Source organism: Kitasatospora sp. NRRL B-11411, from assembly GCF_000721345.1.
Lineage (GTDB): Bacteria > Actinomycetota > Actinomycetes > Streptomycetales > Streptomycetaceae > Kitasatospora > Kitasatospora cineracea.
This window is the reverse complement of the sequence record NZ_JOGH01000048.1, coordinates 20700-45494: the sequence shown is the minus strand read 5'-3', so window position 1 is coordinate 45494 and position 24795 is coordinate 20700. Positions and strand designations below refer to the sequence as shown.

Below are 24795 nucleotides of genomic sequence, written 5' to 3'. Positions count from 1 at the left end.
ATGCGGGGCGGGGGCGGGCGGGTCGTTAGGGTGGACGGGTCCGGGTGCTACAGGTTGTTGAAGGGGTGTCGCCGTGCTGGTTCTGCTGCCGCCGTCGGAGGGGAAGGCCGCGCCGCAGGCGGGTGCGCCGGTGGAGCTGGAGCGGCTGTCGCTGCCGGGGCTGACCGGGGCCCGGCACAAGGCGCTCACCGCGCTGGTCGAGCTGTGCGCCGGGGACGCCGAGCGGGCCGCCGAGGTGCTGGGGCTGAGCAAGGGCCTGCGCGGCGAGATCGGCAAGAACGCGGCCCTGCTCACCGCGGGGGCCCGCCCGGCGGGCGAGGTCTACACCGGGGTGCTGTTCGACAACCTGGGCCTGACCAAGCTGGACGACGCCGCGTACGCCCGGGCCGAACGCTCGCTGCTGGTCTTCTCCGGCCTGTGGGGCGCGGTCCGGATCGGCGACCGGATCCCGCCCTACCGCTGCTCGATGGGCGTCAAGCTCCCCCCGCTGGGCGCGCTCGGCCCGTACTGGCGGGGCGTGCTGGACGGGGCGCTGCCCGAGGTCGCGGACGGCCCGGTGCTGGACCTGCGCAGCTCGGCGTACGCGGCGGCGTGGAAGCCTTCGGGGGCGCTCGCGGGCCGGACGGTGACGGTGCGGGTGCTGCAGGAGCGCGAGGTGGACGGGGTGCTGAAGCGCTCGGTGGTCTCGCACTTCAACAAGGCCACCAAGGGCCGGCTGGTGCGCGACCTGCTGGTGGCGGGCCTGGAGCCGGGCACGCCGGGCGAACTGGTGGACGCGCTGGAGCAGTTGGGCCACCGGGTGGAGGTCTCCGCGCGCGGCACCGAGCGCAAGCCGTGGCAGCTGGACGTGGTGGTGACGGACGTCCACTGACCGACGTTCGTCGCTTGCCGGACGTTCGTCAACGTCTTGATCTCGGTCCGCGCACCGAATGTCCGTCAGTCGATGAACGTTCGTCAACTGACGGACGTCCGCCCCGCCCCCCTCGGGGCCGCTCAGCGCAGGTGCGAGGTGTCGTTGAGCAGTCGGAGCGAGGCGTTGCCGTCGCGGTAGTACTGGACGGCGCAGAGGGAGGCGGCGGAGAGTTCCATCCGGTGCACGGAGTCCGGCGGGGCGCCCAGGGCCAGGCGGACCAGGGTCTTGATCGGGCTGACGTGCGAGACGACCAGCACGGTCTGTCCGGTGTACTGCTGGAGGATCCGGTCGCGGGCCCGGGCGACCCGGCGGGCCAGGGTGCTGAGCGATTCGGTGCTGCCGGTGGGCTTGGCGTCGGCGGAGCCCAGCCAGGTGGTGAGGTCGGCGGGGTGGCGTTCCATCACCTCGGCGAAGCCGAGGCCCTCCCAGGCGCCGAAGTCGAGTTCGCGCAGGTCCTCCTCGATCCGCACCTCCAGGCCGAGCCGGCGGGCGGTGGCCTCGGCGGTCTGCCGGGTGCGCAGCATCGGGGAGGCCACCACGGCCTGCACGGTGCCGCGGGCGGCCAGCGACTCGGCGGCCCGTTCGGCCTGCCAGCGGCCCTTCTCGGACAGGCCGGGGTCGCTGCCGGTGCTGCCGGAGAAGCGCTTGAGCGGGGTGAGCGGGGTCTCGCCGTGCCGCAGCAGCACCAGCGTGGTGGGGGTGCCGAGGTCGGCGGGCGCGGCCCAGCCCGCCGGGGCCGGGGGCACGGCGGGCTCCGGGGCCGGGGCGGACACCGCGGGTTCCGGGGCCGGGGCGGCCTGGGCGGGTTCCCACTGGCGGCCCTGCCGACCGGCGTCCATCGCCTCGTTGGCGAGCCGGTCGGCGGTCTTGTTCCGCTCGCGCGGGATCCACTCGTAGGTGACGTTCCCGGCCGGGAGGATGCCGCGGGCCTCGGCGGCCAGCGGCCGCATCGCGGGGTGCTTGACCTGCCAGCGGCCGGACATCTGCTCGACGACCAGCTTGGAGTCCATCCGGACCTCGACCCGGGCGTCCGGGTCGAGGTCGCGGGCGGCCCGCAGGCCGGCGATCAGGCCGCGGTACTCGGCGACGTTGTTGGTGGTGTGGCCGAGGTACTCGGCGGCCTCGGCCAGGACCTGCCCGGTGTCGGCGTCGCGGACCACCGCGCCGTAGCCGGCCGGCCCCGGGTTGCCCCGGGAGCCGCCGTCGGCCTCGACGACGTACCTGGCGCCCGTCATCCGGTCAGACGCCCGACTCGCCGGTGCGGACCAGGATCCGGCCGCAGTTCTCGCAGCGCAGCACCTTGTCGGCGGGCTCGGCCTTGATCGCGTTGAACTCGGTGATCGAGAACTCGGTGCGGCAGCCCTCGCAGCGGCGCTGGTAGAGGCGGGCCGCGCCGACGCCGCCCTGCTGCTCGCGCAGGCGCAGGTAGACCTTCATCAGGTCGGCGGGGATGACGTTGGCGACGGCCTCGCGGTCGCGGCGGACCTTGTCGGCCTCGGCGTCGATCTCGGCGAACTTGGCGTCCCGGCGGCCCTCGGCCTCGGCGACGACCACGGCGGAGTGCTCCAGGCGGGCGGTCAGTTCGGTGACCCGGGTCTGGGCGGACTCCAGGCGCTCCATGACCTCCAGGACGATGTCCTCCAGGTCGCCCTGGCGCTTGGCCAGCGAGGCGTTCTCGTGCTGGAGGTTCTCCAGGTCCTTGGGGGAGGTGACCGCGCCGGAGTCCATCCGCTGCTGGTTGCGGGCGGCCCGGGAGCGGACCTGCTCGACGTCGGCCTCGGCCTTGGTCTGCTCGCGGGTGGTGTCGCCGAGCTGGGCCTGGGCGGCGACGACCAGGTCCTTGAGGGCGGTGTGGTCGGCGGCGGCCTTGTCGATCTCGGCGTGCTCGGGCAGGGTGCGGCGCCGGTGGGCCAGCTGGTCGAGGCGGGAGTCGATGGCCTGCAGGTCGAGCAGGCGGATCTGGTCGGCGGGCGCGGCGTTCACGCGGCAGGGCTCCTGTTGAGTTGGTTCGGCGGGGTGTCGGGGGCGTCAGGGGGCGTACGGCATCGGCGCGTGCGCCGTCCACGGGTCGGTGACCCGGGTGGAGACGCGGGTCTCCAGCGGCCAGCCGCGCCGGTCGGCGCGGTCGGTGAGCTCGCGGGCGGCGAGGCGCAGCCAGGGCCACTCGGTGGCCCAGTGCGCGGCGTCGACCAGGGCGACCGGGGCGGCCTCGACGGCTTCGGAGGCCGGGTGGTGCCGCAGGTCGGCGGTGACGTAGGCGTCCACGCCGGCCTTGCGGGCCTCGGCCAGGAAGGAGTCGCCGGAGCCGCCGCAGACCGCGACCTTGCGGACGGTCCGCTCGGGGTCGCCGGCGGCGCGGACGCCCGCGGCGGTGGCGGGCAGTCCGGCGGCGACCTGGGCGGCGAAGGCGGCCAGCGTCATGGGCTGCGGGAGTTCGCCGATCCGGCCGCTGCCCCGGCGGCCGGCCGGGTCGGTCGGGTCGGCGACCAGTGGGCCGGTGACCTTGAGTCCGACGGCTTCGGCGAGGGCGTCGGAGACGCCCGGGTCGGCGTGGTCGGCGTTGGTGTGGGCGACGTGCAGGGCGATGTCGTGCTTGATCAGGGTGTGCACGACCCGGCCCTTGAAGCCGGTCGCGGCGACCGTGGTGGTGCCGCGCAGGTAGAGGGGGTGGTGGGTGACCAGCAGGTCGGCGCCCCATTCGACGGCCTCGTCCACGACCGCCTGCACGGGGTCGACGGCGAACAGCACCCGGCGGACCTCCGCCCCGGGGTCGCCGCAGACCAGGCCCACCGCGTCCCAGGACTCCGCCCACTGCGGGGGGTAGACCTCTTCGAGCACGGCGATGACGTCGGACAGTTTCGGCACCTGTCGAGACTACCGCGTGCCACGGCCCGGCCCGGTCCCGCTCCCGGGTGCGGACCGGCCGCCGCCGTCGTACACCTGCGCGTCAACCCGGCGTCGGCGGCCCCGGCCGGGCCGTCGCGGGCCGCCGGGGCGGGGCGGGCGACGGCGGACCGGGCGCCGGGCGGCCGGACGTTCCGGGCCGCGCGCATTCGAAAAGCCCACCCGATCACCCTTAAGAGTGAAGTGACCCGGCCGGTGTTGAGTCACACCCGCCCCGAAAGTAACTTCTAGTCCTGCAAACGGGAGTTACTCGGCCGAGTTACTCGACCAGGGGGGTCGACAGGGGTCGGGGAAAAGCGACCGGCCGGAATTCCCACCGGGAATTCGGTGGGCGCCGCCGGGGCTCCCGTGACTTCCGCAGACCGTTCGGTCGAGTCCACCGCGAAGGGGTGTGGAGCACATGGGGGCGGACACACCGCTGCGCAGGACAGGGGGGCCGGGTCCGGTCGACGGCGCGCCGGGTGCGGACGGTGCGCTGGTGGAGGTGGCACGGGCGGCCGTGGCCGGCAGCAGGGCCCGGGGAGGCGGCGGCGACTGGACGGTCGCGGTCGAGGGCTCCTGGTGCACGGTCCGGCCGCCCGGCCGCGAACCCCCCGCCCAGGGCTGGGAGCTGCACGTCGGGGCGGCCTCCTCGGTGGCCTTCGAGGTGCTGTCCGCGGTCGCCGCGGCCGTCGCCGACGACCCGTGCCCGTTCGACTTCGCCGCCGACCGGGGAATTCTGCACGGCATCAACGCGCACGACTGCGCAATGGAATCGTCCGGGAAATTCATCACCGTCCGCCCCGGCGGCGAAGAACAATTCCGGCGGCTCGCCGCGGAACTCCACCTGGCCACCACCGGAATGCCCGGACCGGTGATTCCCACCGCCCGGCCGTACCGGCCCGGCAGCCTGGTGCACTACCGCTACGGCGCGTCCGCGGCCCGACCGGTGCTCGGCAACGACGGCGTCTACCGTCCGGTGCTGCGCACCCCCGGCGGCGACCTGGTCGAGGACCGGCCCGGCCGCCGACCGCCCTGGGTGGCCGACCCCGTCGAGGGGGCGGGATCGGCCACCGGCGGCAGACCGGTGCCGGCCGGCGTCCGGGTGCCCTCCCAGCCCGGGCCCGGCACCCGGCGCGGGGGCGGCGGGGGCCTGCTCGGCGGCCGCTGGGCCCGGGCCGGCGCGCTGCGGCACGACGCCGGGGGCGGGGTGTTCCTCGGCACCGACCGAACCACCGGCGCGGAAGTGGTGGTCACCCAGGCCCGGGCCCACATCGAGGTCGACCGGACCGGCACCGACGCCCGCACCGAACTGCGCCGCCGGGCCGCCCTGCTCGACCGGCTCACCGGCAGCGGCCTCACGCCCCGGGTGCACGCCCTGGTCGAACGGCCGGACGCGCTGTTCCTGGTCCAGGAACGGCTCCCGGGCCGCCCCCTGCACGACTGGGTGGCCGACCGGCTGCGCCCCGACGGCACCCCGGGCGTCCCGTGGACCGAGGCCGGCCCGCTCGCCCTCGCCCTGCTCGACCTAGTCGAACGGGCCCACCACCACGGAGTCGCCCTGCCCGGCCTCGCCCCCGGCCACGTCCTGGTCACCCCGGACGGCCGCCCCTGCCTGACCAGCCTGCGCGGCGCCACCCCCGCCACCACCGGCGCCGACGCCGACGCACCCGACCTGTCCGCCCTCGGCGGGCTGTACTTCCTGCTCGCCACCGGCCACCTGCCGCCACGACCGCCCGCCGGGCCGGCAGCCGAGGGGCAAGAGGACGGGCTGACAGCCGAAGCGCGGACGACCGGTCGGACCGCCGAGAGGCAAGGAACCCGGCCGGCGGCCGGGGAACGAGAGATCGGGCCGAGGGCCGAGAGGCAAGCAGTCGGCCGGGCAGCAGAGCCGCAGGAGACCTGGCCGACGGGTGGGCGGCGGGGGGCCGGTCGGGCAGTGGAGAGGCGAGGAAGCCGACTGACGGCCGAGGACCGGGAGACCGGACCGGAGGCCGAAGGACAGACGACCTGGCCGAGGGCCGAAGCACGAGCGGCCCGGCCGACGGCAGAGGAGCAAGAGCCCGGCCGGGCGGCCGAACGGCAAACGGCCGAACCGGTGGCCGAGAAGCGAAGGACCGGCCCGACCACCGAGGCGCAAGAGCCCGGCCGGACAGCCGAGGCGCCGGAGACCTGGCCAGCGGGTGGGCGGCGGGGGGCCGGTCGGGCAGTGGAGAGGCGAGGAAGCCGACTGACGGCCGAGGGCCGGGAGACCGGACCGGAGGCCGAAGGACACACGACCTGGCCGAGGGCCGAAGCCGAAGCGCGAGCGGCCCGGCCGACGGCAGAGGAGCAGGCAGCCGGCTGGGCCGCCGGAGGGCGGGGGCCCGCCCCGGCGGGCTTCCCGTCGCAGCCGGCCGACCGTCTGCTGGAGTTGGCCGTCCGTGCCGGTGGTACTGCCCGGCGGCTCGCTCCGGTGGTTCGCGGGCTGTGGGCCCCGGGCGGCGGCCGGTGGTGGGGCCCGGTGCGGGTTCGGGCCGCTCTGGCTGCCGAGCCTGCGCCCGGGCCGGCCGCACCGGTCGTCCCGCCTTCGCTGGACCGGCTGCTGCACGACGGGCTGCGCCACCTCGCCCACTGCGCCGCCCCGCACCGTTCCGACCGGCTCTGGCCGACCGGCCCCGAGGGGTTGCGTACCGATCCGTGCAACGTCCAGCACGGTGCGGCCGGTGTGCTAGCCCTGCTCGCCTGGGCGGCGGGCACCGCGGCGTTGCCCGGGCCCGCCCGTGACCGGGCCCGGGCCACTGCCGCGGTGGCTGCCGCCTGGGTCGAGCGCCGGTGCGCCGCCGAGCCGGTCGTCCTGCCCGGTCTGTACTACGGCCGTTCCGGTACCGCCTGGGCCCTGTTCGACGCGGCTGCCGCCCTCGGCGACCCCGGTCTGGCCGAGCGGGCGGCCGGGCTCGCGGCCCGGGTCCCGCTCGGCTGTCCCGCTCCCGGTCTCGCCCACGGGGCGGCCGGCGCGGGGCTCGTCCAGTTGCGTGCGTACCGCGCCACCGGGGCCCGGCTGTTCCTCGACCGGGCGGCCCGCTGCGTGCGCGAGCTGCTGGCCGCCGCCCAGGACGGGCCGGGCGGGACGCTCTGGCCGGTGCCGGCGGACTTCGACTCCGCGACGGCCGGTACGGCCCGGCTCGGCCATGCCGACGGGGTCGCCGGGATCGGCGCCTTCCTGCTCGCCGCCGCCACCGTCCTGGCCGCCGACGGGCGGCCCGGGCACGCCGCCACCGCCCGGGACGCCCGGGCCGGGGCGGACCGCGCCGCCCGCACCCTGGCCGCCACCGTCCGCCGGGACGGGCCGGCCGCCCGCTGGCCCCGCCACCCGGACGACCCCGGCCACGTCCGGCTGGCCCACGGCTGCGAGGGGGCGGCGGGCGTCGGCGCCTTCCTGCTCCGGTACTGGCGGGCCACCGGCGACGAGGCCGCCCGCGACCTCGCGCTGGCCGCCGGCCAGGCCGTCCTGGACGACCGCTGGCACTGTGGCACCGGCGCCTGCCACGGCCTGGCCGGGGACGGCGAGTACCTGCTCGACCTGGCCGGGGCCACCGGCCGCGGCCGCTTCCGGCAGGGCGCCCACCGGCTCGCCGCCCTGATCGCCGCCCGCGCCGCCCTCCGGCACGGCCTGCTGCTCCTCCCGGACGCCGGCGGCACCGGCTGGGCCACCGGCACGGCCGGCCCGCTCGCCTTCCTGCTGCGGCTGCGCCACGGCGCCCCCCGCCTGTGGTCGCTCCCGGAGGAGTGAGCCCCCGAAAAGCGCCCGGAAAGCACCCGAAGAGCACCCTCCCCCTCCCCCTCCCCCTCCCTCGCCGAAAGGTTCCCGATGAGCACGCAGACCGTGCACCTCGCGTTGCGGCGGTTCGGCTTCACTTTCGCCGGTGACGGCTCGCACGCCGCGTGCCTCGCCGCCGGGGCCGACGGCGGGTGGTACCCGGAGAGTTGGCGGCTACCCGGGGACGGTCCGGCCGTGCCGACCGGGCTGGCGTCGGCGGAGGACCTGCGGTCGCAGGTGCTGGCGCTGCCGGACGGACGGGTGCTGGTGTGCCGGCCGGACGGGGAGGGGCACGCGGTGCTGCTGCTGGCGGCCGGGGAGCCGGAGGTGCTGCTGGCGCCGGTGCGGCTGCCGGCGCTGCGGCTGCTCGCACTGCCGGAAGCAGCGTCGGCAACGTCGGCAACGTCGGTGGCGGCGTCGGCGGCGGAGCCGGTCGCGGTGCTGCTGGGCACGGACGCCCGGCCGGTGACCTCGGTGTGGCTGCTGGCCGCGGACGGGTCCGCGCCGCGGGCGGTCGCGGAGCTGCCGGGGCTGTGCGGCGGCGGGGTGTGGCTGGATGCGGCGGGGCGGCTGCTGGCGCTGGACCGGTTGGCCGGGGGGCGGTTGAAGACGGTCGTGCTGGATCTCGAACTGGGCGTCACCACACCGCTGTTGGAGCTGGGCGAGGAGAGCAACGACCGGCTGGTGCTGTTCGACCCGGCGTCGGGTTTCGGGATGCTGCGCAGCGACGCCCCGGGTGTGGACCGGCTGGGCTGGGCGCTGATCGGCGGCGCGGAGCCGGTGCGGTTCCCGGACTGCCTGCACCAGCCGGGGCGGCTGCTGCGGCCGGTCGCGGCGGCGCCGGGCCGGGGGCCGGGCGAGGAGCCGCAGGTGGTGCTGCAGGTGGACCAGGGTGCGGCGTCCGCGCTGGTGCTGTGGCGGGCGGGCGAGCGGCGGCTGCGGCCGCTGCCGGTGCCGCCGGGGCGGTGGGGCGGGGTCGGGCACTGGTCGGCGGCGGGCCTGCGGATGCCGTACTCGGCGCCGGACCGCCCGGCCGCGCTGGCCACCCTGGACGTCGCGGCGCTGCTGGCCGCCGAGCCGCTCGCGGGGAGTGCCCCGATGGCGCTGCCGCTGGCCCTGGCTCCGCTCAACGGCGGTGCGCCGCAGGCGGGTTCGGGTACCGCGGCGGCGGGGGCGGAGCCGGTGGGCTGGCGGCTGGACGGGTCGGCCGGGCCCGGGGACGGCGGCCGGTGGCGGTCGGCCCAGTGCCTGGAGCTGGCGGGTCCGGCCGGTCCGGTCGAGGCGGTGGTGTACGGCGGCGAGTCGTGGCTGTCGGCGCCGCACCTGGTGCTGGCCCTGCACGGCGGTCCGGCGGACGCCTGGCGGCTGGAGTTCGATCCGGCGCTGCAGCGGATCGCCGCGGACGGCACGGCGGTGCTGGCCCCGAACCAGCGCGGCTCGACGGGGTACGGCCCGCAGTACGCGGCGGCGGTCAACGGCGCGTGGGGCGGCCCGGACCTGGAGGACGTGCTGGCGCTGCTGGAGGGCGTGGCGGGGCAGCGGGCGGCGCTGGGGTTGGAGCCGCCGACGCTGTTCGGGGTGAGCTACGGGGCGTTCCTGGCGCTGCTGGCGGCGGCGCACGCCCCGGCCGGGTCGGTGGCCCGGTGCGCGGTGGTGGCGCCGTTCCTGTCCGGCCGCCGGCTGCTGGCGGAGGCCGGTCCGTCGGTCCGGGCGCTGACCGCCCGGCTGGGCGGTGACCTGGAGGTCGCCGACGCCCGGGGTCCGCGCGACGTCCTGCGGGTGGCTCCGCTGTTGACGGCGCCGCTGCTGGTGGTGCACGGCGACCGGGACGAGGTGGTGCCGGTGGGCCAGTCCCGGGCGCTGCGGCACGAGTTGCTGCGGCTGGGGCGGCTGGAGGGTGTCGACTTCCGGTACGTGGAGGCGGCCGGGGCGGGGCACGAGCTGCTCGCCGAGGAGGGTTCGGCGGTGCTGCACGAGTTGCTGGCGGCTTTCCTGCGCACCGGCCGTCCGGCCTGAGCGTTCCTCTTCCTCTCCTCTTCTCTTCCTCCGGGGGTTCTCGTGCACGGTTCGACGGTGGCAACGGCGGCTGCGGCACCGGTGCTGACGGGCGGTCCGGCCCGGTTCGGCGGGTCCGGTCCGGCGGTGGCGGCGGTGGCGCCGGGGCTGGGGGCGGCGGTGAAGCTGGCGCTGCCGGGCGTGGCGGGCGGGGTGCTGACGGACCGTCCGGAGTGGTGGGCGGTCGGCGGGGCGGCGGTGCTGGTCGCGCTGGGTGCGGGGGCCGCGGCGCTGGGGCGGCGGCACGGCAGGCGGCCGGGGGTGGTGACGGCGCTGGCCGCTTCGGGGGGTGCGGTGCTGGGGCTGGGGGTGCTGTCGCCGTGGCTGGCGGGGGCGTTCTTCGTCGGGCTGTTGCCGGGGCTGGTGCTGGTGCGGCTGTTCGTGCGGGCGGCGGCGCAGCCGGGGCCGTTCGACCTGCGGGTTCCGGTGCGGACGGCGGGGCAGGCGGTGCTGCTGCTGGCGGCCGTCGAGCTGACCGTGCTGGGGACGGCGGGGCAGTTGGCGGCGGCGGGGCGGCTCCCGGTCGGCGGGTTCGCGGCGGCCGCGGGGTGGGCGGCGCTGGCGGTGGACGCCCTGCGGGCCCCGGGCGGTTCCCGGGTTTCCTGATTTCCCGGCCGATCGGAGGTTCTCCGCGCGGTGACGGGGGGTTTCGGTAGGCTCCGTATCCGATTCGGCCGTTGTCGTGGCCCCGTACGGGTCGCCGCGAGGGCGGCCGGTTGTCTGCTGCCCGGGTTCCGCCGGCAGCGTTGACCGCAGTCCGCAATCTTTCGCACGGAGAAGACTGACCTGATGTCCGAGTCCATCGACGACACCACCGAGCACGACCACCGCGCGCCGGGCGCCGACGAGACCGCCGACGGCGGGGCGCACGGTCGGCACCGGGGCGGCACCGCCAACGACGACGCGCCGGAGGCGGACCCGCACGGCCGCCACCGCCGCTGACGGCCTGCCGTCCGGAGGAGAGACCAGCACCGCACCGCCGACGCCCCCGGTTCCCGTCACCGTCCTGACCGGAACCGGGGGCGTCGTCCGTCCGGCCCGGGGCGGCCCGGGGGGTTTCAGTCCGTCAGCAGGACGGTGCGCAGCGCCTCGCCGGCCCGCATCTGGGCGACCGCCTCGTTGACGCGCTCCAGCGGCAGGCGGTGGGTGATCATGCCGGCCAGGTCGAGCCGTCCGGCGCGCCAGAGGGTGACGGCCAGGTCGGCGGTGCGGCGGACGTCGCCGCCGCCGTACATCGAGGGCAGCAGGCGCTTCTCGTTGAAGAAGAGTTCGCCCATGCTGAAGGAGACCTGGTCGTCCTTGGCGCCGGCGCCGATCACCACGACCGCGCCGCCGCGGCGGGCCGCGTCGTAGCCGGCCCGGACGGTGGCGGCGCGGCCGACGGCCTCGAAGACGTGGTCGTAGCCGCCGGCGGGCAGGGCGCGGGCGGCGGCCTTGAGCTCCTCGGGGGCGATGGCCTCGGTGGCGCCGAAGCCGAGGGCCCGCTCGCGCCGGGAGGCGACCGGGTCGACCACGGTGATCCGGGCGGCGCCGCTGATCCGGGCGCCCTGGACGGCGGCGATGCCGACGCCGCCCGCGCCGATCACCGCGACCGTCGAACCGGCTTCCACCTTCGCGGTGTTGACGACGGCGCCGAGCCCGGTGGTGACGCCGCAGCCGATCAGCGCGGCGAGTTCGTAGGGCAGGTCGGCGGGGACGGGGAGCAGGCTGTCGGCGGCGACGACGAGTTCCTCGGCGAAGGCGCCGGTGCTGTAGAAGCCGTACGCGTCGGTGCCGTCGGCGAGCCGGAAGGTCGGGGTGGCGAGCCGGCGGAGCGAGGCGACGCACAGGTGGCTGCGGCCGGCCCGGCAGGCGGGGCAGTGGCCGCACGGGGGCATCCAGCAGAGCACCACCCGGTCGCCGGGGGCCAGGCCGGACACGCCCTCGCCGACCTCGACGACCTCGCCGGCGCCCTCGTGGCCGGGCACGAACGGGGCGGGCTGCGGCAGCACCCCGGCCATCGCGGACAGGTCGGAGTGGCAGAGGCTGGCGGCCCGGATCCGGACCCGGACCCGGCCCGGTCCGAAGCCGACCGCTTCGACGTCGTCGCGGACGTCCAGGGTGTCCTGTCCGGTCTCTCGCAGGATCGCTGCGCGCACGGGCTGCTCCCGGGGGTCGGTCGCCGCCGGACGGCGGCGGTGCTTCGGGGGACGCGTCGGGGTGCGTCCGCCCGCTGGCCGCCCTCTGTATAGCGCACGGGCGCGCCGCGGCGCACGGGCCCGTCGGCGGCAGGGGCGGCGGGTCGGTGGCTCGGCGGCGGTGGGCGCGACCGCGGCCCGGCGGCGGGTCGGAGGAGATCAGGAGCAGGTCAGGAGCAGGTCGGGGACGGGCCCCGGGACACCGGGCCGAAACCGCTTCCCCCGCTGTCCCGGGTGTGACATGATCCGCCGCCGTGTCGCTCACCGAACCCCCCACCCCGGCCGCCGGGGCGCAAGCCGCTGTCCCCGCGCAGGAAGCCGTCCCCGCGCAGGAAGCCGTCTCCCCCGGCGCCGGGAGGTGCCCCGACTGCGGGGCGCCGCTGCCGCCGCCGGGGCGGTTCCCGCTCTGGTGCGCGTCCTGCGAGTGGAACCTGCTGCCGCCGGAGCCGTCGACGGCGGGCCTGCCGGGCCGGGCCCGGCGGCGGGCCGAGCGGGCGGCGCGGCGCACCGAGCGGGAGCGGCAGGCGGTCCGGGAGCGCACCGAGCAGGTGTTCCGGCTGGTCGCGGCGGACGGTTCGAAGCTGCGGCACGGCTCGGCGGTGGCGGCGTTCCTGCTCGCGGGGGCGGTGCACCTGGTGTCGCTGGCGGTGCTGCTGGCGGGTGCGGCGCTGCTCGCCGGGTGGCCGGCGCCGAGCTGGCCGGCCCGGGCACTGGGTGCGTTCGCGCTGGTGCTGGCGTTCCTGCTGCGCCCCCGGCTGGGGCGGCCGCAGCGCGAGGGGGTGCTGTCGCGCAAGGCCGCGCCGGAGCTGTACGGGCTGGTCGACGCGGTGACGGCGGAGCTGGGCGCGCAGCCGGTGCACTCGATCGTGGTGACGCGGCAGTTCAACGCCTCGTTCGGGTCCTACGGGCTGCGCCGCCACCGGCAGTTGGAGATCGGGCTGCCGCTGTGGACGGTGCTCGGCCGGCAGCAGCGGGTCGCGTTGCTCGGGCACGAGCTCGGGCACGGTGTGAACCGGGACAGCCGGCGCGGCCTGTGGACGGGGGCCGCGGTGAACGCGCTGGCCGAGTGGGAGCGGCTGACCCGGCCCTCGCGCGACAACGAGGACTACAACAACCCGCTGACGGCCGTGGCCTCGTCGGCCGCCAACCTGGTGCTGGGCGTGGTCAACCTGGGGGTGCGGGCGGTCACCGGGCTGATGTACCGCCTGCACCTGCGGGACGGGCAGGCCGCCGAGTACCGGGCCGACCGGATGGCGGCCCGGCTGACCTCCGCCCGGGACGCCCAGGGCATGCTGCGGGCGGTGTTCCACGCGCCGACCCTGGAGACGGTGCTGGTCCGGCAGCGGGCGCTGCCCCGGCCCCGGCCGGGGGTGTCGGCGCCCGGTCTGTGGGAGGCGCTGGCGGAGGCCGCCGGGTCGGTGCCGGCGAGCGAGGAGGAGCGCCGGGTCCGGGTGTCCGAGCGGGAGGTGTCGGCGAGCGACTCCTCGCACCCGCCGACCTACCTGCGGCTGCGGATGCTGGACGCCGCTCCCCCGGCGGACCGGCCGCCGGTGGTGCTGGACGCCGGTCGGGCCGGGGTGATCGAGGCGGAGCTCGCGGGGAGCCGGGTGCGGATCGCCGCCGAGCTGCTCTGAGACCGGTTCCTACCATCCAGTAGGGTCCTGAGTCAGTCACCCCCCGGCCCGGCAGGAGCGCCCGATGACCGACCCCACCCCCGCCGCCCCGTCCGCCCAGGCGCCGGACGCCCGGGCTTCGGACGTACAGATGCCGGACGTGCAGGCTCCGGACGCGCAGGTGCTGGCCGCGTTCCGGGCCGCCACCGGTTTCATGCCGGAGGACGAGGGCCTGGCGCTGTACGCGGCGGCGCTCGACGCGGCCGGACGCACCGGGCTGCCGCTGCTGGAGATCGGCACCTACTGCGGGCGTTCGGCGATCCTGCTGGCGGACGCCGCCCGCCGGGCCGGGACGGTCGCGCTGACCGTCGACCACCACCGCGGGTCGGAGGAGCAGCAGCCGGGCTGGGAGTACCACGACCCGTCGCTGGTCGACCCGGAGGTCGGCCTGATGGACACCCTGCCGCGCTTCCGCCGCACCCTGCACGCGGCCGGCCTGGAGCAGCACGTGATCGCGCTGGTCGGCCGGTCGCCGCAGGTCGCGGCGGTGTGGCGGGGCCCGCTGTCCCTGGTGTTCGTGGACGGCGGGCACACCGACGAGCACGCCACCGGCGACTACGAGGGCTGGGTGCCGCACCTGGCCGCGGACGGCCTGCTGGTGGTGCACGACGTGTTCCCCGACCCGGCGGACGGCGGCCAGGCCCCCTACCGGGTGTACCTGCGGGCGCTCGCGGAGGGCTTCGAGGAGCTGTCGGTGACGGGTTCGCTGCGGGTGCTGCGCCGCCCGGCCGCGACGACCGGCTGACCGTCCGCCGGGGGCCGTCCCCCGCCGTGCCCCGGCTCCGTCCCGACCTCGTCCCGGCCTTGTCCCCACCTCGTCCCGGCGGCGGATTTCCGGCCCGGGACGGGAACGATCACCGCTGCTGGGGCGTCGTCCCCACCACGACGCGTTGCCGATCCGCCGTGACCGGCCCCACCGGCGGCCGGTACGGTGTCGGCGGCAGACGACGAACGATCCGTTCGGGGAGCGGCCCGTTCGGAGCACGGCACCGGCCACCGGTGCGGGACCGGTTCAGTGGGGGCGAGGACAGGGCATGACGGAACAGGGCGGCACCGCGAGGGCGGTCTGGGACCCGACCGCGAACAACGGTGCGGGCGGCTGGGTCCGCCGCCCGGTGGCGGACGACCCGGCCGCAGCGGGCCCGCCCACCACCGCGATCCCGCTGCCGCCGATCCCGGCCGCGCCCGTCCCCCCGCCCGCCGCCCAGCAGCCGCCACAGGCCGAACCCCCGCCGCAGCAGCAGCAAGCCCCCCAGGCCCAGCAGGCCCAGCCGCAGGCTCCCGCGCCCGCGCCGCAGCAGCAGTTCGCCCCGCCGCCGCAGACCTTCGGCGGACAGCCCCAACCCCCGTACCAGCAGCAGCAGTTCCCGCCCGGTCCGCCGCCGCAGCAACAGCAGCAGCAGTTCCCGCCGCAGCAGGGTTTCGCCCCGCCCCCGGCCGGCGGTCCCTCCTTCGGTGGGAACCAGAGCTTCGGCGGGCAGCCCTTCGGCGGTCCCCCGCAGCAGTTCACCCCGCCGCCGCCCGCCGGCGGCCCGTCCTACGGCGGGCCCTCGTACGGCGGGAACCAGACGTTCGGCGGGCAGCCACAACCGCAGCCGCAGCCGCAGTTCGGCGGCTACCAGGAGCCGCAGTTCGACTACCAGGACGATCCGCGCCGCCGCCGCACCCCGCTGCTGATCGGTGCCGCCGCGGTGCTGGTGCTGGTGATCGGCGGGGCCGTGGTGTGGGCGGTGCAGAACAGCGGTTCGACCGACGCCCCGGCGGCGAAGGACGCCAACCCGACCGCCGTGCAGCCGGGTTCGAACAGCGTGGGGTCGGGCGGCGGCAGCCAGGACGGTTCGCCCGCGGCCTCCGCGGCCCCGTCCAGGTCCGCCTCCCCGTCGGCGTCGGCCTCCGGTTCGCCGTCGGCGGGCCCGCAGGCGCAGGCCCAGGCGCAGGCGCTGGACGCGCTGCTGAGCGAGGGCGAGAACGCGAAGGCCCCGATCGGCAACGCGGTGGCGAAGGTGCGCAGCTGCCCGGCGAAGGCGGAGGTGGACAGCGCCGCGAAGGTGTTCGACGCGGGCGCCGCGCAGCGCGACTCGCTGCTGGCCGAGCTGGCCGCGCTGAAGACCGACAGCCTGCCGGGCGGCGACGCCGCGGTGGCCGCGCTGAAGACCGCCTGGCAGACCTCGGCGGACATCGACCGGGCCTACGCGGCCTGGGCGCGCACCGTCTCCGACAAGGGCTGCACCAACAACCAGGTCCCGAGCACCGCGGACCTGGGCCGCGCCAACGACCTCAACCCGAAGGCCACCCAGGCCAAGCAGGACTTCGCCGCGAAGTGGAAACCGATCGCCCAGGCGTACGGGCTGACGCCCCGTACGGGGGACAGGATCTGAGGAACACGTGACTGGCCGTACCGCCCCGCACCACGACGAACCCGACCACCGGGAGCCGTACGCCCCGGACAGCGGCCCGGCCGGCCCGGCCGCGCGCTGGCGGCCGGCCGCGAAGGCGGCGGCGGTGGTGCTGCCGGTCTGCCTGATCGGCTGGCTGGGGTGGCAGGCGGTGGCCAACAGTTCCCGGGACGTCTCCGGGCACGCCTCCGCCACGCACGCGCCGCGCTACGCGGAGGGCGACCGGGTGGACGCCGACCAGGCGGCCGGGTCCCCGGCCGCGCCGGACACCGGGGCGCCCGCGCAGTCCCCGGCGGCGGCCCCGCCCGCGTCCGCCGCCGGGGCCCCGGCCGCCCCGGCGGAGGGCGCGCCGCGGCCGCTGGACGGCCGGACGGTGCTGCTCGACCCGGGGCACAACCCGGGCAACGCGAAGCACGCCACCGAGATCAACCGCAGGGTGGACATCGGCAACAGCCGCAAGGAGTGCGACACCACCGGCACCGAGACCGACGCCGGGTACCCGGAGGCCGAGTTCACCCTGGACGTGGTGCACCGGGCCCGGCAGATCCTCCAGGACCGGGGCGCGAAGGTGGTGCTCACCCAGGACGGCGACCGCCCGTGGGGCCCGTGCATCGACGAGCGCGCCGGGATCGGCAACGACGCGAAGGCCGACGCCGCGGTGTCGGTGCACGGGGACGGCGCGCCGTCCTCCGGTTCCGGCTTCCACGTGATCGTGCCGGGCCGGGTGGTCGACGGCGCGGCCGACACCGCCCCGATCGTCGACCCGTCGCACCGGCTGGGCGTGCTGCTGCGCGACGCCTTCAAGGCGGGCACCGGCGAGCCGTACGCGAGCTACATCGGCAAGGAGGGCCTGGACACCCGCACCGACCTCGGCGGACTCAACCTCTCGAAGGTACCGAAGGTCTTCATCGAGTGCGGCAACATGCGCAACTCGGGCGACGCCGGGCGGATGTCCGACCCGCAGTGGCGCCAGCTCGCCGCGCAGTCCCTCGCCGACGCCCTGACCAGCTATCTCACCGGGTGAGCCACCGCGCCCGCCCACTGTCCCACCCCTGCAGCACCCTGCTCTCCGGCGCTCTCCTTCGGTACCGATTCGGTGCGGATCCCGAGGGCGCCGTGCACGCGGCGTCACGTTGGCTCTAGGCTTTTGCCCCGTCGTACCGACCCGGTACCACGGGGGCCCGGTCAACCGCCCGCCGACCACGACTACACCAATGAGGGGAACGTCAGTGAATCTGCGCGCTCTCACCAGGGGAGACGCCGCCGTCGCCGGTGCGGCCGTATTGCTCCTGATTTCGTCCTTCCTGCCCTACCGGAGCCTGGACTGCGGTTCGTTCTGCCGCGGCAGCAGCGCCTCGGCCAACGCCTGGGAGTCGGGCTTCTTCCCGGTGCTCCCGTCGGTCTTCCTGCTGGGCATCATCGGGGCCGTGCTGATCCTGCTGTTCCGCTTCCAGAAGGCGACGCTGGGCAACAAGGAGATCATCGGCCTGCGGCTGGACCAGTGGGGCACCGCCGCCGTCGTGATCGCCCTCTGGGGCTCGCTGTGGGCCCTGGGCGGCAACACCGACACGGGCGTGAGCACCATCAGCCTCGGCATCGGGGTCGGCGCCTGGCTGGCCCTGGTCTCGCTGCTGGTGATGGCCGCCGCCGTGATCGCCGGTCCGCTGGTGCCCGCGCTGCAGGCCCCGCTGGCCGGTCCGGCCGGCCCGGGCGCCGGTGCTCCGCAGCAGTTCCCGCCGTACGGCGCCCAGCAGCAGCCGGGCGCGCCCGGCGCGTACGGGTACCCGGGCGGCCAGCAGCAGCAGCCGTTCCCCGGCCAGCAGCAGCAGCCCGAGCAGCAGGGCGCGGCCGCCCCGTTCGGCCAGCAGGCCCCGCAGCAGCAGGCGCAGGGCGGCTACGGCTACCCGCAGCCCGTCCAGCAGCAGCAGGCCGCCCCGGCTCCGGCCGCCGCGCAGGCGGCCCCGGCGCCGACCGCGGTGCAGCCCGCGATCCAGGACCAGGTCCCGGCGCAGGCCGCCGCCCCGTTCGCCCCGTTCTGGTTCGCCGTCCCGGCGGTCCGCCAGCTCGGCCACAAGGACAACCCGGCCGCCCCGCCGGTCGGCGAGCTCGTCCCCGGCACCTGGTACCTGGCCGTCGACCAGCGCGGCACCGCCCTGGTCGCCCAGCTCCCGGACGGCACCCACGGCGTCCTGAGCGACACCAACGGCATCCAGCGCGGCTGACACCCGCCCGCCTCGGGGGCACGCGCAGCGTGCTTCCGGGGGCGCGGGGAACTGCGCGCAGCGGAAGGCATCCGCACGAAAGGTCCGCCCGGCGAGGGAACTCCCCTCCCCGAGCGGACCTTCGCGTTGCGCGCCCCGTGTCGTGTGCCCCGTCTCGTACGCCCCGGCCCGCTGCCGGAACGCTCAGCAGCAGTCGTTGACCGTCAGCCCCGGCGGCAGGTGCTCGCCGCCGAAGACGCTGACGGTGGCGTGGTCGCCGCCGAGGGCGGCGACGGCGAGCAGCAGGGCGCCGGCGGTCCAGGTGGTGCGTTCCTCGGGCCAGACGGCGCGGTCCTCGTAGACGTAGCCGGTCCAGTAGGAGCCGTCCTCGTGCCGCAGGTGCTGGATCCAGCGGAGGATCTCGACGGCCCGGTCGGACTGTCCGGCGGCCCACAGGGCGAGGGCGAGTTCGGCGCTCTCGCCGCCGGTGACCCAGGGGCGGTCGCTGACGCAGCGCACGCCGAGGCCGGGGACGACGAAGCGGTCCCAGTCGGCGGCGAGCCGGCGGGCGGCGTCCTCGCCGCGCAGGGCGGTGCCGAGGACGGGGTAGTACCAGTCCATGGAGTAGCGGTCCTTGTCGAGGAACCGCTCGGGGTGGCGGGCGATGGCGTGCTGGAGGAGGCCGGCGGCGAGTTCCCAGTCGGGTTGCGGCCGGTCGAGGTGGTCGGCGACGGCGAGTCCGCAGCGCAGGGCGTGCAGGATCGAGCAGGAGCCGGTGAGCAGCGCCTCGGTGGCCGCGGTGCCGTCCTCGTCCTGGCGCCAGGCGATGGCGCCGCCGGGGAGGCTGAGCCGGACGGTGTGGTCGAGGGCGCGGCTGACGGTGGGCCAGATCCGTTCCAGGAAGCGGTCGTCGCCGGTGGACAGGTGGTGGTGCCAGGCGCCGACGGCGACGTACGCGCAGAAGTTGGTCTCGCGGGCGAGGTCGGTGGCGGTGCCGTCGGCGGTGCCGGGCTGTCCGTAGGCGTAGGCGGCGTACCAGGAACCGTCGGGGTTCTGCCGGTCGGTGAGCCACTGGTAGGCGGCTTCGGCGGCGGCGTGCTCGCCGGCGGTGTCGAGGGCCATGGCGGCCTCGGTGTGGTCCCAGGGGTCGAGGTGGCCGCCGTGGAACCAGGGGATCGCGCCGTCGGGCTGCTGGTGCGCGAGGATCGAGCGCACGGTGTCGGCGGCCTGGGCGGCGTCCAGCACGCCGTCCAGCAGCAGGGCGGCGGGGACGGCGGCGGTCACGCGCTGCTCCCGGGCCGGTGGGGCTTGCTGGCGTAGACCACGAAGGACTTGCCGAGCAGCGGGTTGAGGGCCTTCTCGGCGGCCTTGGTGAGGGTGGAGACGACGGGGGTGCCGACGATGTCCCAGACCAGCAGCTGGTGGTAGGCGCGCACCGGCAGCGCCTTGTCGTTGTTCACGCCGACCGCGCACTTGATCCACCAGTACGGGGAGTGCAGGGCGTGCGCGTGGTGGCTGCCGTACGGGGTGAGGCCGGCCTCGCGGACCTTGCCGACGAGTTCGTCGCCCTTGTAGATCCGGATGTGGCCGCCCTCGACCTCGTGGTACTCGTCGGACAGCGCCCAGCAGATCTTCTCGGGCAGGTAGCGGGGCACGGTGACGGCGAGCAGGCCGCCGGGCTTGAGGACCCGGACCATCTCGGCGAGGACGCCCTTGTCGTCGGGGATGTGCTCCATCACCTCGGAGATGATGATCTTGTCGAAGGTGTCGTCGTCGAACGGCAGGTTCAGCGCGTCGCCCTCCATGGCGGTGGCGCTGGCCCCGGCGGGGGCCTCGCCGGCCTCCTCCATGGCGGCGAACCACTTGCGGACCTCGGCGATCTCCTCGGCGTTCCGGTCCAGGGCGACCACGTTGGCGCCGCGCCGGTAGCACTCGAACGCGTGCCGGCCGCCGCCGCAGCCCAGGTCGAGCACCCGGTCGCCGGGGGCGAGCGGGAAGCGGGAGAAGTCGACGGTCAGCACTGCGGGGCTCCCATTCACGAAGGGGGTGGTACCAGGGGGTTGACGGACCGTCAGCCGACGTAGCGCCAGCCGGGGCCGGAACGGGCGGGGGCGCCGGCGCCGGTGGCGATCGCGGCCCGGTAGCGCTCGACGGTGAGTTCGGCGGCCCGGGCCCAGGTGAACCGGGCCAGCACCCGCTCGCGCCCGGCCGCGCCGAGCCGTTCGCGCAGCGCGGGGTCGTCCAGCAGCCGGCCGAGCGCGGCGGCCAGCGCGCCCGCGTCGCCGGGCGGCACCGCGAGGCAGGTCTCGCCGTCCGGTCCGGCCACCTCGGGGATGGCGCCGCCGGTGGTGGCGACCAGCGGGGTGGCGGTGGCCATGGCCTCGGCGGCGGGCAGCGAGAAGCCCTCGTACAGCGAGGGGACGCAGGCGGCCTCGGCGGAGCGGTACAGGTCGACGAGCGCGGCGTCGCTCAGGCCGGTGCGGAACTCGATGTGCTCCTCCAGCCCGAAGCGGCGGACCGCCTCGGTGACCGGCCCGTCCTCCTTCTGCGGCTTGCCGACCACCACCAGGTGCGCGTCGCGTTCGGTGCGGACCTTGGCGAGCGCCTCGACCAGGTGCACCAGGCCCTTGAGCGGGACGTCGGCGCTGGAGGTGGTGACGATCCGGCCGGGGACGCGGGCGACCGCGTCGGACGGCGACCACAGCCGGGTGTCGGCGCCGATCGGGACGACCGAGACGGCGCCGGGCGCGGCGCCGAGCTGCTCGGCGATCTCGGCCTTCGAGCTCTCCGAGACGGTGATGACGTGCGGCAGCCGGGCGGCGACCCGGCGCTGCATCCGGGTGAAGGCGTACCAGCGGCGCTTGCCGAGCCGCTCCAGCCGGGTGCGGGCCGCGGCGAGCTCCAACTGCCGGTCCACGGTGACCGGGTGGTGCACGGTGGTGACCAGCGGGAAGCCGTGCCGGGCCAGGCCGAGCAGGCCGTAGCCGAGGGTCTGGTTGTCGTGCACGACGTCGTAGCGGCCCTTGTGCCGGGCCAGGAAGGCGCGGGCGCGCAGCGAGAAGGTCAGCGGCTCGGGGAAGCCGCCGGTGCGCATCACCGCGTACTCCAGCAGGTCCACCGGGCCGCGGAACTCGCCGGCCGCGGGGGTGCGGAACGGGTCGTCGGCGCGGTACAGGTCGAGGCTGGGCAGTTCGACCAGCCGGACGCTGCCGGGGCCCTCGACCTCGTCGAGCACCGGGTACGGCTGGGCGCCGATCACGTCGACGTGGTGGCCGAGCCGGGCCAGTTCGCGCGACAGGTGGCGCACGTACACGCCCTGGCCGCCGCAGAACGGGTCGCCGCGGTAGGACAGCAGGGCGATCCGCAGCGGCGGGTGCGACACAGCGGTCATCCCCAGTCCCCATTCCTCGCTACTCACCGGGACCGGCGACGGAGAAGGCCGCCGACCGGTAAAGTAGATCACGTTTCACAGCGGTGCGGGCTCGTCGTTGGAGAAAGTGAACAACGAGGGACCTCGAAGATTACCGGCCCGTAGCTTGTCGTCAGGAGCCCCGGCGGGTGATTCGCACCACGCCGCGATCCCGCCCCCGCGACCCCGCCCCTGGAGTGCCCGTGACCGCCACCGCCGCCGACGGGCCGCTGACGCCGCGCCAGGCCGAGCGCCGCCGGGGCATCCTGCGCGTCGCCACCGCGCTGGCCGCCCGGGGCGGCTACGAGGCGGTGCAGATGCGCGAGGTCGCCGAGGGCGCGCAGGTCGCGCTCGGCACCCTGTACCGCTACTTCCCGTCCAAGGTGCACCTGTTGGTCGCGGTGATGCGCGAACAGCTGGAACGCCTGCGCGAGCAGGTCCGCCGCCATCCGCCGACCGGGCCGGACCCGGCCTCCCGGGTCGCCGAGGCGCTGACCGCCGCCTTCCACGCGCTGCAGCGCGAACCCCGGCTGGCCGAGGCCATGGTGCGGGCGCTGTCCTTCGCGGACCGCTCGGTCGGCAGCGAGGTGGACGAGGTCGCCCAGGCCACCGGCGCGATCGTGCTGGCCGCCGCCCGGCTGCCCGGCCCGCCCACCGCCGACCAGCAGGCGGCGCTGCGGGTGGTCGGCCACACCTGGCACGCCACCCTGCTGGTGTGGCTGTCCGGCCGGGCCTCGCTGGCCGAGGTCCGGGCCGACCTGCACACCGCCGCCCGGCTGCTGACCCTGGCCGGGCCCGCCCCCGCGGCCCCTCCCGCCCCGGCAGAACTGCAACCCGTTCCACCACCTGCCGCCGGTGCGGCCCCGGCCGAGGGCTAGAGTCTTGGGGGCGCGGCCCGGCCCCACCGGCCGGCCGCCGACAACTTCATCCGCCTCCGAGGCCGGGGGAAGCCGGTGCGATTCCGGCACTGACCCGCAACCGTGAGCCGCCCCCGCCACCGGGGCGCGGCGCAGTCGGACTGCCCGGCCGGAGGCGAGCGGCCCTCCTCCGTCGTGGGTCTACGGGCGGAACCGGGGCAGGTCCCGGCCCGCTGCGACCGCTCACCGAAAGGCTTCCCCCACATGCTGACCGCTGCCCGCCTGGGCGCCGCCGCGCTGACCGGCGCCCTGCTCGCCGGTACCGCCGCCGCACCCGCGCTCGCCGACACCGCCACGCCCGCGGCCTCCTCCGCCGCCCCTTCCGGTACTGCGGCGTCCGGCTCCGGCACCCCCTCCGGCTCGCCGTCCACCTCCTCGGGCGTGCCCGCCGGGCTGTACGGCAAGGGCGACCCGCAGTACGACGGGGTGTGGCGGCAGTCGCTGGCGCTGATAGCCCTCCAGCAGGAGAAGGTCGAACCCGCCGACGCCGCCGTGCAGTGGCTGCTCGACCAGCAGTGCGAGGACGGCGGCTGGCCGTCCTACCGGGCCGCCGGCACCCCGTGCACCCCCGCCACCGAGGACACCAACGCCACCTCGCTGGCCGTCCAGGCCCTCACCGCGCTCGGCGGCCACCAGCAGCCCGTCACCCGCGCCACCGACTGGCTGCGCGCGCACCAGAACCCGGACGGCAGCTGGGCGTACAACCCGGGCTCGCCCGGCGACGCCAACTCCACCGCCGTGGTGCTGAACGGCCTGCTCGCGGTCGGCCTCGACCCGGCCGGCGTCGCCGTCGGCGGCCACACCGGCTGGGACGGCCTGGCCACCTTCCAGCTCGACTGCTCGGCCCCCGCCGACCAGCGCGGCGCCTTCCGCTACCAGCCTGCCGCGGGCGTCCCGGCCGCCGCCGACACCATCGCCTCCGCGCAGTCCCTGCTCGCCGCCGCCGGCGGCCACCTCCCGGTCACCGCCACCGACCGCAAGGACGGCCCGCCCAAGGCCCCGGCCTGCGACGGCGCCCAGACCCCCGGGCCGCTCGCGCACGCCGACTCCGCCGAGGCCGACGCCGCCTGGCTGACCGGCCGCCTCGCCGCCGACGGCCAGCGCCTGCTCGCCAAGACCCCCGGCTCGGACACCGCCACCCCCGACTACAACTCCACCGCCTGGACGGTCCTCGGCCTGGTCGCCGCCGGCCACCCCGCCGAGGCCGCCGAAGCCGCCGACTGGCTGGCCGGCAACGCCTACCCGTGGGCCGCCCAGGGCAAGAACGGCACCGACCCGGCCGCCACCGCCACCCTGGTGCTGACCGCCCGCGCCGCCAAGCTCGACCCGTACAACTTCGGCGGCGCCAACCTGGTCCAGCTGCTCGCCGACTCCGGCCCCAAGCCGAAGACCGGCCCCGCCGGCGGCGACCCGCAGGCCACCCGCGCCCCCGGCTCCGCGATCACCGAACCCGACGAGAACAGCGGCTTCTCGGCCGGCTGGCTGATCGGCGTCGGCCTCCTGGTCGGCGTCGGCGCCGGCCTGCTGCTCAGCCTCAACCGCCGCCACAAGAACGCCGCGCCCGCCCCCGAGACCGGCGCCGAGGCCGGCACCGGCACCCCCGACACCGACGCGGACGACCGCCCGGAGCAGGACCGATGACCGGCGGCCGGGCCACCCGCACCGGAGCGGCTGCCGCCCTCCACACCCCGTACGCCCGCCCCACCGCCCTCCTCCTCACCCGCCTCGCCGTTCTCCTCCTCGCCCTCCTCGCCGCGTGCGCAACGCTCCTGGGCCCCGCCGCCGGAGCCTCCTCCGCCGCCGACTACCGCTACTGGTCGTTCTGGAAGGGCGGCGCCGACGGCTGGGCGTACCAGCAGGTCGGGCCGGCCGGGAACGTGCCGGCGGACGGGGCGGTGGACGGCTGGCGGTTCGTGCTGAGCCCGGACGGCGGGCAGGACGCGCCCCGGCCCGGCCCGGCCGCCGACTTCGCAGCGATCTGCCAGGGCACCGCCCCCAGCGGCGGCCACAAGCGGGTCGCCGTGGTGCTGGACTTCGGTACCGCGCAGGACGCCCCCGGCGGCGAGCAGCCGCCCGCAGCCCGCACCTCGTGCGCCTCGGTGCCGACGGCCGCGAACTCCGCCGAGGTGCTGGCCGCGGTCGCCGCGCCGCTGCGCTACGACTCCGGCGCGCTGCTGTGCGCGATCGCTGGCTACCCGCACGCGGGCTGCGGCGACCAGGTCGCGGCGGGCTCGAACTCCGGTGCCAAGGAGGGTGGTTCGGACGGCGGTTCGGACGGCGGCCCGTCCCTCGGCCTGCTCGCCGGGGCCGGTGCGGTGGTTCTGCTGGGCGCGGGCGCGGTCTGGCAGGCCCGTCGCCGCCGCACCCGCTGA

The 24795-nt window shown here is 76.6% G+C and carries 20 protein-coding genes and 1 riboswitch; of the genes, 13 read left to right on the top strand and 7 right to left on the bottom strand.

The genetic code is table 11. The features are described from left to right. Positions 1 to 73 precede the first annotated feature (73 nt). A complete protein-coding gene (yaaA, locus tag IH44_RS0121815) occupies positions 74 to 871 on the top strand; it encodes a peroxide stress protein YaaA (RefSeq protein WP_030461354.1) in 798 nt (265 codons plus the stop codon). Between the two features lie 122 nt (positions 872 to 993). On the opposite strand, the gene IH44_RS0121810 is transcribed toward yaaA, so the two are convergent. From IH44_RS0121810 to IH44_RS0121800, 3 genes are read right to left on the bottom strand one after another with little or no spacing between them, the layout of a single operon-like run. Continuing rightward, the gene (locus IH44_RS0121810; RefSeq protein ID WP_030461353.1) at positions 994 to 2148 is read right to left on the bottom strand and encodes a bifunctional RNase H/acid phosphatase; all 1155 of its coding nucleotides are present in this window, start codon (positions 2146 to 2148) and stop codon (positions 994 to 996) included. 4 nt (positions 2149 to 2152) lie between these two features. Continuing rightward, entirely contained in the window at positions 2153 to 2896 is a 744-nt protein-coding gene (locus IH44_RS0121805) for a zinc ribbon domain-containing protein (RefSeq protein ID WP_030461352.1), read from the bottom strand. A 45-nt stretch (positions 2897 to 2941) separates the two neighbouring features. Beyond that, the gene (locus tag IH44_RS0121800; protein ID WP_030461351.1) at positions 2942 to 3778 is read right to left on the bottom strand and encodes a Nif3-like dinuclear metal center hexameric protein; all 837 of its coding nucleotides are present in this window, start codon (positions 3776 to 3778) and stop codon (positions 2942 to 2944) included. A gap of 517 nt (positions 3779 to 4295) precedes the next feature. Between IH44_RS0121800 and IH44_RS42960 the strand changes: the two genes are divergently transcribed. From IH44_RS42960 to IH44_RS46615, 4 genes are all read left to right on the top strand, one after another. Then, positions 4296 to 7568, top strand: coding sequence for a lanthionine synthetase LanC family protein (locus tag IH44_RS42960; RefSeq protein WP_030461350.1), 3273 nt, complete (start codon positions 4296 to 4298; stop codon positions 7566 to 7568). Positions 7569 to 7646: 78 nt separating this feature from the next. Further along, the gene (locus tag IH44_RS49430; protein ID WP_051817160.1) at positions 7647 to 9611 is read left to right on the top strand and encodes a S9 family peptidase; all 1965 of its coding nucleotides are present in this window, start codon (positions 7647 to 7649) and stop codon (positions 9609 to 9611) included. A gap of 57 nt (positions 9612 to 9668) precedes the next feature. Beyond that, the gene (locus IH44_RS0121780; protein ID WP_157852417.1) at positions 9669 to 10256 is read left to right on the top strand and encodes a hypothetical protein; all 588 of its coding nucleotides are present in this window, start codon (positions 9669 to 9671) and stop codon (positions 10254 to 10256) included. A gap of 183 nt (positions 10257 to 10439) precedes the next feature. Beyond that, a complete protein-coding gene (locus tag IH44_RS46615) occupies positions 10440 to 10592 on the top strand; it encodes a hypothetical protein (RefSeq protein ID WP_157852415.1) in 153 nt (50 codons plus the stop codon). Between the two features lie 116 nt (positions 10593 to 10708). On the opposite strand, the gene IH44_RS0121770 is transcribed toward IH44_RS46615, so the two are convergent. Then, positions 10709 to 11788, bottom strand: a complete 1080-nt coding sequence (locus tag IH44_RS0121770) for a Zn-dependent alcohol dehydrogenase (protein WP_030461348.1) — start codon at positions 11786 to 11788, stop codon at positions 10709 to 10711. A 293-nt stretch (positions 11789 to 12081) separates the two neighbouring features. Between IH44_RS0121770 and IH44_RS0121765 the strand changes: the two genes are divergently transcribed. The 5 genes from IH44_RS0121765 (at position 12082) to IH44_RS0121745 (ending at position 18118) form a co-directional block, all read left to right on the top strand. Then, complete coding sequence (locus IH44_RS0121765; RefSeq protein ID WP_081967036.1) at positions 12082 to 13461, top strand: M48 family metalloprotease; 1380 nt, start codon at positions 12082 to 12084, stop codon at positions 13459 to 13461. Positions 13462 to 13591: 130 nt separating this feature from the next. Further along, positions 13592 to 14245 carry a class I SAM-dependent methyltransferase gene (locus IH44_RS0121760; RefSeq protein ID WP_030461346.1) on the top strand — a complete coding sequence of 218 codons (654 nt, stop codon included), beginning with the start codon at positions 13592 to 13594 and terminating at the stop codon, positions 14243 to 14245. 289 nt (positions 14246 to 14534) lie between these two features. Further along, positions 14535 to 15878, top strand: coding sequence for a hypothetical protein (locus IH44_RS45530; RefSeq protein WP_030461345.1), 1344 nt, complete (start codon positions 14535 to 14537; stop codon positions 15876 to 15878). A 7-nt stretch (positions 15879 to 15885) separates the two neighbouring features. Beyond that, a complete protein-coding gene (locus IH44_RS0121750; protein ID WP_030461344.1) occupies positions 15886 to 16920 on the top strand; it encodes an N-acetylmuramoyl-L-alanine amidase in 1035 nt (344 codons plus the stop codon). Positions 16921 to 17179: 259 nt separating this feature from the next. Next, a complete protein-coding gene (locus IH44_RS0121745; protein ID WP_030461343.1) occupies positions 17180 to 18118 on the top strand; it encodes a hypothetical protein in 939 nt (312 codons plus the stop codon). 183 nt (positions 18119 to 18301) lie between these two features. Here the strand turns inward: IH44_RS0121745 and IH44_RS0121740 are convergent, their stop codons facing one another. From IH44_RS0121740 to IH44_RS0121730, 3 genes are read right to left on the bottom strand one after another with little or no spacing between them, the layout of a single operon-like run. After that, positions 18302 to 19381, bottom strand: coding sequence for a prenyltransferase (locus tag IH44_RS0121740; RefSeq protein ID WP_030461342.1), 1080 nt, complete (start codon positions 19379 to 19381; stop codon positions 18302 to 18304). Then, entirely contained in the window at positions 19378 to 20118 is a 741-nt protein-coding gene (locus IH44_RS0121735; protein WP_030461341.1) for a class I SAM-dependent methyltransferase, read from the bottom strand. The genes IH44_RS0121740 and IH44_RS0121735 overlap by 4 nt, the downstream gene beginning before the upstream one ends. 50 nt (positions 20119 to 20168) lie before the next feature. Continuing rightward, positions 20169 to 21488: a glycosyltransferase family 4 protein gene (locus IH44_RS0121730; RefSeq protein ID WP_035955913.1), complete on the bottom strand. Its 1320-nt coding sequence runs from the start codon at positions 21486 to 21488 to the stop codon at positions 20169 to 20171. A gap of 221 nt (positions 21489 to 21709) precedes the next feature. On the opposite strand from IH44_RS0121730, the gene IH44_RS0121725 reads away from it, so the two are divergent. The 3 genes from IH44_RS0121725 to IH44_RS0121715 all read left to right on the top strand — a co-directional run bounded on the left by IH44_RS0121725 (position 21710) and on the right by IH44_RS0121715 (position 24795). Next, positions 21710 to 22384, top strand: coding sequence for a TetR family transcriptional regulator (locus IH44_RS0121725; protein ID WP_232795039.1), 675 nt, complete (start codon positions 21710 to 21712; stop codon positions 22382 to 22384). Positions 22385 to 22449: 65 nt separating this feature from the next. Continuing rightward, positions 22450 to 22530: riboswitch (cobalamin riboswitch) on the top strand. Positions 22531 to 22627: 97 nt separating this feature from the next. Beyond that, positions 22628 to 24064, top strand: coding sequence for a prenyltransferase/squalene oxidase repeat-containing protein (locus tag IH44_RS0121720; protein WP_051817159.1), 1437 nt, complete (start codon positions 22628 to 22630; stop codon positions 24062 to 24064). Then, positions 24061 to 24795, top strand: coding sequence for an SCO2322 family protein (locus IH44_RS0121715; protein ID WP_035955912.1), 735 nt, complete (start codon positions 24061 to 24063; stop codon positions 24793 to 24795). The genes IH44_RS0121720 and IH44_RS0121715 overlap by 4 nt, the downstream gene beginning before the upstream one ends.

Excerpts from the sequence above, each read along its gene's own strand:
- IH44_RS0121810 (WP_030461353.1), bottom strand. The coding sequence starts at position 2,148 with ATGACGGGCGCCAGGTACGTCGTCGAGGCCGACGGCGGCTCCCGGGGC.
- IH44_RS49430 (WP_051817160.1), top strand. The coding sequence starts at position 7,647 with ATGAGCACGCAGACCGTGCACCTCGCGTTGCGGCGGTTCGGCTTCACT.
- IH44_RS46615 (WP_157852415.1), top strand. The coding sequence starts at position 10,440 with ATGTCCGAGTCCATCGACGACACCACCGAGCACGACCACCGCGCGCCG.
- IH44_RS0121760 (WP_030461346.1), top strand. The coding sequence starts at position 13,592 with ATGCCGGACGTGCAGGCTCCGGACGCGCAGGTGCTGGCCGCGTTCCGG.
- IH44_RS45530 (WP_030461345.1), top strand. The coding sequence starts at position 14,535 with ATGACGGAACAGGGCGGCACCGCGAGGGCGGTCTGGGACCCGACCGCG.
- IH44_RS0121730 (WP_035955913.1), bottom strand. The coding sequence starts at position 21,488 with ATGACCGCTGTGTCGCACCCGCCGCTGCGGATCGCCCTGCTGTCCTAC.
- IH44_RS0121720 (WP_051817159.1), top strand. The coding sequence starts at position 22,628 with ATGCTGACCGCTGCCCGCCTGGGCGCCGCCGCGCTGACCGGCGCCCTG.
- IH44_RS0121715 (WP_035955912.1), top strand. The coding sequence starts at position 24,061 with ATGACCGGCGGCCGGGCCACCCGCACCGGAGCGGCTGCCGCCCTCCAC.